General features: G+C 38.4%; 10 protein-coding genes. 1 reads left to right on the plus strand and 9 read right to left on the minus strand.

Annotated elements, in window-relative coordinates:
- The 6 genes from B3X18_RS08785 to B3X18_RS08810 all read right to left on the minus strand — a co-directional run.
- Window positions 1-298, minus strand: a 298-nt coding sequence (locus B3X18_RS08785; protein ID WP_286935411.1) for a 2Fe-2S iron-sulfur cluster-binding protein, incomplete at its 3' end; no start/stop codon positions are given.
- A gap of 12 nt (window positions 299-310) precedes the next feature.
- Window positions 311-676: a phenol hydroxylase subunit P4 gene (locus tag B3X18_RS08790; protein WP_005015346.1), complete on the minus strand. Its 366-nt coding sequence runs from the start codon at window positions 674-676 to the stop codon at window positions 311-313.
- Between the two features lie 75 nt (window positions 677-751).
- Window positions 752-2,290 carry an aromatic/alkene/methane monooxygenase hydroxylase/oxygenase subunit alpha gene (locus tag B3X18_RS08795; protein WP_005015344.1) on the minus strand — a complete coding sequence of 513 codons (1,539 nt, stop codon included), beginning with the start codon at window positions 2,288-2,290 and terminating at the stop codon, window positions 752-754.
- 58 nt (window positions 2,291-2,348) lie between these two features.
- On the minus strand, window positions 2,349-2,618 hold the full coding sequence (locus B3X18_RS08800) for an MmoB/DmpM family protein (protein WP_005015343.1): 270 nt from the start codon (window positions 2,616-2,618) through the stop codon (window positions 2,349-2,351).
- 12 nt (window positions 2,619-2,630) lie between these two features.
- Window positions 2,631-3,635: an aromatic/alkene monooxygenase hydroxylase subunit beta gene (locus tag B3X18_RS08805; protein WP_005015341.1), complete on the minus strand. Its 1,005-nt coding sequence runs from the start codon at window positions 3,633-3,635 to the stop codon at window positions 2,631-2,633.
- Window positions 3,636-3,653: 18 nt separating this feature from the next.
- Complete coding sequence (locus B3X18_RS08810) at window positions 3,654-3,944, minus strand: phenol hydroxylase subunit (protein WP_005015339.1); 291 nt, start codon at window positions 3,942-3,944, stop codon at window positions 3,654-3,656.
- 412 nt (window positions 3,945-4,356) lie between these two features.
- Here B3X18_RS08810 and mobR point away from each other — a divergent pair, with 412 nt between their 5' ends.
- Entirely contained in the window at window positions 4,357-6,042 is a 1,686-nt protein-coding gene (mobR, locus tag B3X18_RS08815) for a phenol degradation transcriptional regulator MobR (RefSeq protein ID WP_005015337.1), read from the plus strand.
- 320 nt (window positions 6,043-6,362) lie between these two features.
- On the opposite strand, the gene B3X18_RS08820 is transcribed toward mobR, so the two are convergent.
- From B3X18_RS08820 to B3X18_RS08830, 3 genes are all read right to left on the minus strand, one after another.
- The gene (locus B3X18_RS08820; RefSeq protein WP_005015336.1) at window positions 6,363-7,037 is read right to left on the minus strand and encodes a nitroreductase family protein; all 675 of its coding nucleotides are present in this window, start codon (window positions 7,035-7,037) and stop codon (window positions 6,363-6,365) included.
- Window positions 7,015-7,620 carry a 7-cyano-7-deazaguanine synthase gene (locus B3X18_RS08825; protein WP_005015330.1) on the minus strand — a complete coding sequence of 202 codons (606 nt, stop codon included), beginning with the start codon at window positions 7,618-7,620 and terminating at the stop codon, window positions 7,015-7,017. The genes B3X18_RS08820 and B3X18_RS08825 overlap by 23 nt, the downstream gene beginning before the upstream one ends.
- A partial coding sequence (locus B3X18_RS08830) for a PfkB family carbohydrate kinase (RefSeq protein WP_286935415.1) occupies window positions 7,620-8,814 on the minus strand: 1,195 nt, incomplete at its 5' end. The genes B3X18_RS08830 and B3X18_RS08825, both read right to left, overlap by 1 nt.

The following is an 8,814-nucleotide window of genomic DNA, read 5'->3' on the forward strand; positions in this document are numbered from 1 at the left end:
AACCTAAGAAATCCTCGTCTTCATCAACATCGGCTTCAATCACCATGTCAGATTCTGGCTTACAGCAGCAAGCAAGGACTTTATTTTCTTCACGTTCTATATCCATCAACGCAAAAGGAGACGCTTCACCGACATCATAAAAACCGTCAGTGACCTGAACTTTACAGGTGCCACAGGTACCATGACCACAGGCAAAGGGTAGCCAAACCCCTTGACGTAAAGCGGCATCTAAAATGGTTTGATCTTCTTCCACCTCAATGGTCATGCCGACAGGTTCAATCGTGACTTGATAACTCATGATCGTTCTCCCTTAGACATGTGTGCCATTGTAGCCATCTAAACTGGGTGTCACAAAACGCAGTAGCGATTTATGATCAAAGTTTAAATCAGCCAAACTTTTAGAAAAATCGATATCTGTTAAGCATTCACGATTCAGGGTGAACTGTACTTTTGACCAATCGATATGTTCAAAGTCTGGGTGTTGATTGAAACCTGCTTGAATTTGCTGATCAATCAGGTCTTGTAAACTTTGCTGTGGTGAAACGACAAAAGCATGTGCGGCACAAAACAGCGTGTGATGATCCCATCCCACATAAAGCAACATGTTGTCGCCATAATTTTTTTGTGCATCACGTGCATCAAATTCATAGTTTTTTTGAATCGCTTGTACTGGCATGAGAAAACTCCTAAATTCCTTGTGTGAAGCCATCTTGAAATTTTGATCCATGAGATGACTTCTAATCCTTTTTACTTATGCAACGTGACCTTTCCATTTTCTCCAGCGTTCTTGGTCTGGAGAGCCTTCAATATCCATATTGTCTGCGCCGACATTGAAGTTGTAATAGTCACGTAAAATGCTTTCTAAATCAGGACCACCACAGTTGCCTTGTAAAATTTGGTTCACTGGCAACCACGCTTGAATATATTTTTCAGGTTCACGTTCAAAAATGTCATGACAGCCGTCTGAGCAGGTATGGTAACGCTCGCCTTTATAAATACTGTCACGGTAACTGAACATGGTTGCGTCGCCATCCATTTCAGTAAAGGTCATTGGAATTTGACAGATTTGGCACAGTTGCGGTAAGCCATTGCTATAGAAGCGTTTACCTTCAGCTTCTAACTTACGCGCCAATTCCCATTTCGGACGGTAATATTTATCGAAGGTGTCAGGATATTTCTCAGATAACCAATCCATTTCTTCATCGGTTGGAATCCATGTATGGAAACCAGCAGCATGACCGAAGTTATAGAAAATCCACCATGCTTGATGTGAAATATGCTCTTTTTCTTTCACAATCACGTCGGAATATTTCGGCATACGAATACCGTAACGGCTGAGGTCTTTAAACAATGCGCCGCCCGCTTCTTCGAAATAGGTTTCCCATGCTTCTTTCCAAGACATCACTTTGTTTGGCAGCATGTAATCCATCATCATGCCGACAATAGACAGCAGACGAGTACCACGCCAGAACCATTTATCAATCCATTCCTGAACAATCGGCACGTTATCTTCATGTTGTTCCAATAGGAATTTGACAATTTCCAAACCTAAGGTCATGTGACGTGCTTCATCCGACTGCGCACTAAAACCGAAGGTCACGGTCGCCATATCGCCGTTATATGCTGCACCTGACATGAATGGCACAAACAATAAATTGGTCAGAACATATTCAAAAGAGAAGCTAATCGCCAATAAGAATTCGAATGGGCCTGCTGAACGCGCATCTTCAAAGAATGATTTTGGTACGGAGAGATACCAAACACGGTCATGCATGTGCGCCCAGTCCTGGAAGCCATCAAAGAACTTGTTGTAATGGCTCATGGCATGAATTTGCGTTTGGACATGACGCAGTTCATCAATCGATTGCATTTGCGATGCGATACGTGCACCGATCCCGCCAAATTGGCGACCCACATGTGCATAACCTTGATACGCCTGATATTCCAGTGGTGTAACGGCGGTTAAAAACAGTTTAATGGCATTGAGGTAGCGTTCATTACTGACATTCATCTGACCATTGTTTTGAGAAAATGCATCAAAAATGGCATACAGTTTTTTCTCTTTTTCTGACTGATATTTCCAGTATGAATCCATGGTTAAGCGGAATGGGTCTTCCCATTTTGACCAATCGGTAATTTTAATTCCTTCAAACTCTTCGTAAGGAAAAGCCTCTTTACGATCTGCATAGGAAAAATCCCAATCCAGATCACGGGTCAGCATACGGTAACGGTCTTTCGCATTGAGTTTTTTAGTTGCTGTTTTTGTCGCATTTTGTGCTTGGCTATTCATCTTGATCATCCTTTTCAATCTGTTAAAGCGATCGGCTTCTTATGTTTTCCGTGTAGGCTTAATTCCATTGCAACGTGAAGATGTCATCATCTTCATCCACATTGCCACCTAAGGTGATCATGTTGAGTTGCAGTTCTTGAATATCCCAATCTTGTCCTAGTTTTTCAGAGACAGTTTCAGCGCGAACCACTAATTTTCCGAGGTTTTCCACACGAATCATGGCAGGAAGGTATTGAATGGTAGCTTCTGGGTTATCTTGCTCAATCGCTTCAATGATATAGCGTGAGGTGTCGTTATCTTGTAATGCCAAATAAACTTTTGAGCTCATGTCTGCGTATCCTTATGCAACCGATTCTAATTCAAGGGTTAAACTTGCTTTTTTACTGCGTTCTGCAATGACCGCTAAGCCATTGGCTATAGATGGATGTCCAAGAGCAGTATTTGACCATGCACTAAAGGCTTCAGTCACTTGAGGTAAAAGTGTGTCTATCCAACCTTGAATTAAGGCTTTATTTTCTTCAGATTCAGCAATAGCTGTTTTTAAAACAGGGTCTGACCATTTGCCTAAATCGGTTAAACAGTCCTTCATAAATTCAGTCAGCATCGCCACATCACGTGCGCCGTGCTCAACTAACCATTGATCCAGTTCACCGTAAACCAGAGCTTGCATTAAGCTGTCGATGATTAGGTTTTGCAGGATATATAGCTTGAACCAATCTTGTTCCGTTAAGCTTTGTTCACATAGTTTGCGCAGTGGTTGCCAAGAGGCATCATTCATCCAGCTATCTTTGGCTTGTTGTAATGATTCACCGGTATTGCCATCAATGAGTAAGCCAATACGAGAGAGATATTGCGCCATGCCCAAACGATCCATTGCCGCAAAAATACAAGCTTGAGTAATGACAGTGCCATAGCCATAGGCACTGCCTGACATCATGTGTAGATTGGCGGTTTGTTCGATATAACGAAACGGTAATAAGCAAGTGATGATTTTCTGTTTCACTTCATCACTGAGATTTTCAATTAAATGGCGTTTTTCAAAGAATGAGTAATTGCTTTCAGCGGTCTCTTGTAAACGTGCACGATGCTGTACATAAGCACCATAATAAAATTGGCGCGGATCTTTAAATACATACCAATCTTGCATTTGTAACGCTGTATGGGTGTGATCATTTAACGTTTTGTCTGGTTTCCACAATGGGCGATAATGAAAATTGGTTGCACCTTGTACGTCAAAACTGACTTCTTGATAACGCGTCGCTGGCTTTTTACCAAAGCGACGTTCGATATAGGCATAGGTTTGACGAATAGGTTCGAGGTTGGATGTTTTAATTTCTAAAGTCATCACGATTTCCTTATGGGCTTAAGATTGATCTTCTTGATCTAAATATTCGTGGGCTTGGCTTAAAATGGTGGGTTCAACGCCATAACGCCATTTATCTTCTTGTGCGTCATTCCAAGCTTGCTGGGCTCCGGTCATTTCTACAACATGATTAATTTCGCAAAAATGTTGAAAGGCTTGCTGAGGGAGAATGAGTTCGACAAAAAGTGTTGGATCGTGGATTGCGAAGTCAAATTCAACAAACTTGGCATGACGGTCGCCTGTTACACGAATGTATTTGGTGAGCTGATCATGTTGTAGTGTTTGAGTCATTTGGAAAATCCTTTATCTCTACGCTGAAATCATTTCAGCTGTGACACAATATGTTGTTCCTTGTTAGACTTATATCAAAATGCGTGCCAACTTTAATTAATTTTTATTAATCAATTGTTTATTGTTTTTATCTCCTTTGTTTATATCATTTGAATGATAAATATTCATCGAATAATGAATATGAAAATTTCTGATTTCATCAAATCATGAAAACTGGAGATAAACTTGAAAATAGATTGATCCAGATAAGCCGGTTCTATAAATTAAAATTATTCGTATCTATATGATTTTATGAATTTAATTAAAAAATACCTTAGAGGTATAAATTTATGATAATAAGATAGTAAAGGTTTTTAGTTGGAATTGAGTAAGATAAGGGGGAAGACCTATAGCCAAGGATGGATATTCAGTCATGCCTCAAGCCAAAGATGCGAATTTTTATACTCAGATTTTGGAGAAAAACAAAGATATTCAGGATTTACTAGATAAAATTCAGTTTGATAGCCAGCATGGAAAAATTTGGTTCGAAGAAAACCGTATGCTGCTCATGCATACCAGCATCATGGGCTTTCTAAGAAAAGATTTGTATAACATGTTGGGTTGGGAACGGACTAAGCGTTTTTTTATTCGTTTAGGTTATCAAGCCGGTGTGAGGGATGCAGAAGTCACTTCTAAATTGCGTCCGAATTTAAATGAAGCTGAAGCCTTTATGGCTGGACCGCAAATGCATGGTATTCGTGGCATGGTTCAAGTTGAAGTCAATGAACTTCAATTAAGTCATGATGAGCATCAATTTTATGCAGATTTTAATTGGCGCAATTCTTTTGAAGCGGAAGTTCATTTAAGTGAATTCGGGGCTTCGGAAGAATCAGTTTGTTGGATGCTATTGGGCTATGCTTGCGGTTATACCAGTTTTGTTATGGGACAAACCATTATTTATCAGGAAACCCATTGTGTAGCAAAAGGTGATGATTGCTGTCGTATTATCGGCAAGCCTTTAAAAGAATGGGAAAATGCCGATGAACTTATTCAATTTATGTCACCTGATCCTGTTTCAGATGAATTAATTGCCTTGCAAGCAGAGCTGAATGAGTTAAAGAAAAATATATATACAGATGTAGAAGCCGATTACACCATGTTTAATTCTATTGGTGAATCGGTGGCTTATCGTAAAGTCTGTGATCTGTTGAAAAAGGCGGCTGGCAGTAAGGTTGCTGTATTACTGCAAGGTGAAACAGGAGTGGGCAAGGAAGCTTTTGCTAGAGGGATTCATGAAGGTAGTTCTCGTAAAGGGCAACCCTTTATTGCTGTAAACTGTGCCTGTATTCCACCAGACCTAATTGAAGCTGAACTTTTTGGTGTTGAAAAAGGGGCATTTACAGGGGCAACACAAACTCGAAGTGGAAAGTTTGAACGTGCCGATCAAGGAACTATTTTCTTAGATGAAGTGATTGAGCTTTCTTCACGTGCGCAAGCTGCCTTGCTGCGAATGTTACAAGAAGGAGAATATGAAAGAGTTGGAGATCATCAAACTAGAAAAGCGGATGTACGTTTGGTTGCAGCTACCAATGAGGATCTGGAACAAGCTGTGAAAGAGGGAAGATTTCGTGCTGATTTATATTATCGCCTGAATATTTTCCCTGTCATTATTCCGCCACTACGTGAGCGCCGTGATGATATCCCTTTATTGATTACACACTTCTTGTCGCGTTTTGAGAATATGTATGGAAAGACGTTAAAAGGTTTAAGTGACAAAGCTAAAAATTTTGTCATGACCTATGAATGGCCCGGTAATATTAGGGAACTTGAAAACTTATTAGAACGGGCGACCTTACTGACGGATCATCAGGAGGAAATTAAACTCCATCATTTGTTTCCGCAAATTAAGCAAGATATTGAACCCAGGTCTGAAAAAGTGGATTTGGAAGCAGTCATACAAGAGGGCTTTTGTTTGGAAGATCATGAGAAAAAACTAATTTTTATCGCGATGCAAAAAACAAATAATAATATTTCTGAAGCAGCCCGTGTATTGGGGATCAGCCGACCTGCTTTAGACTACCGTTTAAAAAAGCAAGCTATTAATATAGGTAAAAAGTAGATTTCAATTAAACACAAATTGATTGTGATGATTGGTTTTTTAAAAGACAAACTTTTAAAACAGCTTGATACGTCTTATTTAAAGACAGTATTTTATTTTCCGAATCTAGGTAGCAAGTGTCGCCATGGTAATCCCCCTAAAAATAAAAGGATCTAAAAGTAGAATTTTTTCTTAGGATACAAGCAGGAGATTCTGCATGAAAACAGACGTGGCACGCAATATATCCTCAACAGTTACAAGACTAAATATTTTCTAATTTATTGAAAAATCATCAATATTCGAAAGTAACCTATTACTCAACTAGAGATGAGAATCTAATTTCAGTCAATTTTAATTGCATCTAAGACTGCCATTCCTACAGTAACTAATTGTTTTTTTTCATCAATTTCTGTTGGTAAGAGAGCTCCAATTGGGCAAAAATTGATATTTAAATAACTAGCTACTAATGCTAAATTTCCTAATAGAACTCCAGCATCACGCCAAACTAAACTGGCTCCATCGGTATATTTTGATGAAGTTTTTTGTGGTTCCGCAATCAAGAGTATTAAACTGGCTGAATTACAATTTAATATTTTTTCACAGTCTCTTCTAACGTTTATAAAATATTTATTTTCCTTATTAATGGGCCAAAGGCTATGACAAAAAGGGTCATATCTCCACCAAATATCAGTATATGGTGAGTTTATAAGAATATGAATAGGGTGTATTGCACCAGCCGAAGGAACTGGCCTTAAAGTTATAGGAAAGCCCATAGTTGAATCAATACAATCTTTAACTCGATTAGTAAGCCATAGAAGATGTGATAAATGATCAATTGAAACGAGTTTAAAAGATCTTTGTGACTTCCTTTCAAACATAACTTGTGTAAATGGAATTGGCGTAAAAATCTCAGGCTCATCTAACCTGATGGATTTATTACTAAGATCCCACTTATAAGGAATATACTTATCAACTTTCTGTTTAGGAACAGGATTACCCAAGTTTACCCAAGTCATAGCCTACTTGCTCGAATATCTCAAAATATTTATTACAGCCACGGCAATTACCACAGGTCACCTCAGATTTATGACAACTATGAGACCATGCTAACAATTCAGCAGGAATATTAGATAATTGAATCAGTTCTTTAGTCGATAGGTTGATAGCAGGAGCTTCTACAGTTATATGGCCCTCTTGCAGGAACATTAGCTGATTCATTGCATCAATAAATTCATGAGAGCCATCTGTATGGCCGTTATCAGTTTTAACTGTTCCGATTAAAATCTTAGAGATATTAAAAGGGAGCATCTTCATGCCAGCTAGAGTAATTAAGAGTTGATTTCTATAAGGCCACCAATCGGAAGCGGGTGCATGTTTACTCTCAATAGTACCAGCCATATCTCCTGAACCAATATTTCTACAATCAACAGTCAATATCTCGTGCGGAATATTCAAATATCTACATATGGATTGTGAAGCAGCTATCTCAGCTTTTGCTGCAAGCTGCCCGTAGTCTATTGTTAATGCATAATCTGGTCTTTTCCACCATGCTATTGCTGTAGAATCCATGCCACCAGAGAGTAATAATACAGATTTCATTAAGTGATTGCCGTCCAAAGAGTATGATAAATAGCGGTAACGTAATCTTTAAGAATTTTGCAATCTGATCCTTCCATCATTTTAAGGTTTTCTTCACTTTCATTTTCTGCATAGACTACAACTGGTTTGTTAATTGCTCTAGCGTATCCAATCTCATAAATTGTGCCTGAGTCCATACCGTCAGCTATGGCGAATAAAAGATCACAATTATGTATGCCTTCAAGATCTTTATCTACCACATCTTCAGCATTACCTTTACCTACATCATGATAGGGAGAAAAAACCTCTAATCCAAGATCTTGTAAGTTTTTTCTCGCTTCCTCAATTAACCATAGTTGTGCAAGAGTAAAAAAGGGGCCAGCAAGATAAACCTTGGGTTTACAACCTTTTTTAAATTGTTCAGAAAGAATGATAGGAGAGGGTGAATATTTTTTTAAACGTTCTGGTGTAATAAATCCTTCCGTTTCACAATAATATGCAGTTGCTTTAGAAGCTTGTAGAGCTGCTTCATAAGCACTCTTTTTTTGTTCCATCCAAGCATATCCAAAATGGGCAACAAAATTATCTCCAGAACCTATTTTTGATACCTTGTTCGTACTAAAGGCTGGCACATGCTTAATCTCATCAAGTTTATGGTCGTAAACCAGACATCCATCAGGTCCTTTTTTTAATATAACTACCTCAGCTTGTTGAGATACAGCAATTTTCCTAAGTAACTCATTAGTATCATCAATCTGTAATAATGATTTTGCTTCATACTGATTAAGTAAAATCGCTAGGTGTTTAGCTTTAGATCCATTTGCATGGAAAAGTTCTACTGAGGCTACATTTTGAGGATCGTAAACAGCATATTCACTGTCTATGATAGCCGTACCTTCCAAGAATCCAAATCTAATAACGTTTTTTTCTTTAATTTCCAGTGGCGGATTATTAGTGGTTCTATTGTAAATTAAGGGCTTAGCAAGAGCATGAGTATAATGAAATTTAGTATTTACTGGAATATTAATAATACTTAATTCGAAGCCCTCCAGTTCAGCACGGGCCTGAATAACTTCTTGTATGTTTTTAGAGCAATACGTGGTTAACTTAACTTCTCCCTTCATTGCTGCAATTGCAGAAGCAGCTCTTCCTCCTGAACCAAAAATATTATATCTATAAGGATGCATACAATATTCTTCATATATTCCGCCTGTA

It is taken from the genome of Acinetobacter sp. UBA6571 (genome assembly GCF_002434085.1).
GTDB lineage: Bacteria > Pseudomonadota > Gammaproteobacteria > Pseudomonadales > Moraxellaceae > Acinetobacter > Acinetobacter radioresistens.

Coding starts and splice junctions, on each gene's coding strand:
- B3X18_RS08790 (WP_005015346.1), bottom strand. CDS start 676: ATGCCAGTACAAGCGATTCAAAAAAACTATGAATTTGATGCACGTGAT.
- B3X18_RS08795 (WP_005015344.1), bottom strand. CDS start 2,290: ATGAATAGCCAAGCACAAAATGCGACAAAAACAGCAACTAAAAAACTC.
- B3X18_RS08800 (WP_005015343.1), bottom strand. CDS start 2,618: ATGAGCTCAAAAGTTTATTTGGCATTACAAGATAACGACACCTCACGC.
- B3X18_RS08805 (WP_005015341.1), bottom strand. CDS start 3,635: ATGACTTTAGAAATTAAAACATCCAACCTCGAACCTATTCGTCAAACC.
- B3X18_RS08810 (WP_005015339.1), bottom strand. CDS start 3,944: ATGACTCAAACACTACAACATGATCAGCTCACCAAATACATTCGTGTA.
- mobR (WP_005015337.1), top strand. CDS start 4,357: ATGCCTCAAGCCAAAGATGCGAATTTTTATACTCAGATTTTGGAGAAA.
- B3X18_RS08820 (WP_005015336.1), bottom strand. CDS start 7,037: ATGACTTGGGTAAACTTGGGTAATCCTGTTCCTAAACAGAAAGTTGAT.
- B3X18_RS08825 (WP_005015330.1), bottom strand. CDS start 7,620: ATGAAATCTGTATTATTACTCTCTGGTGGCATGGATTCTACAGCAATA.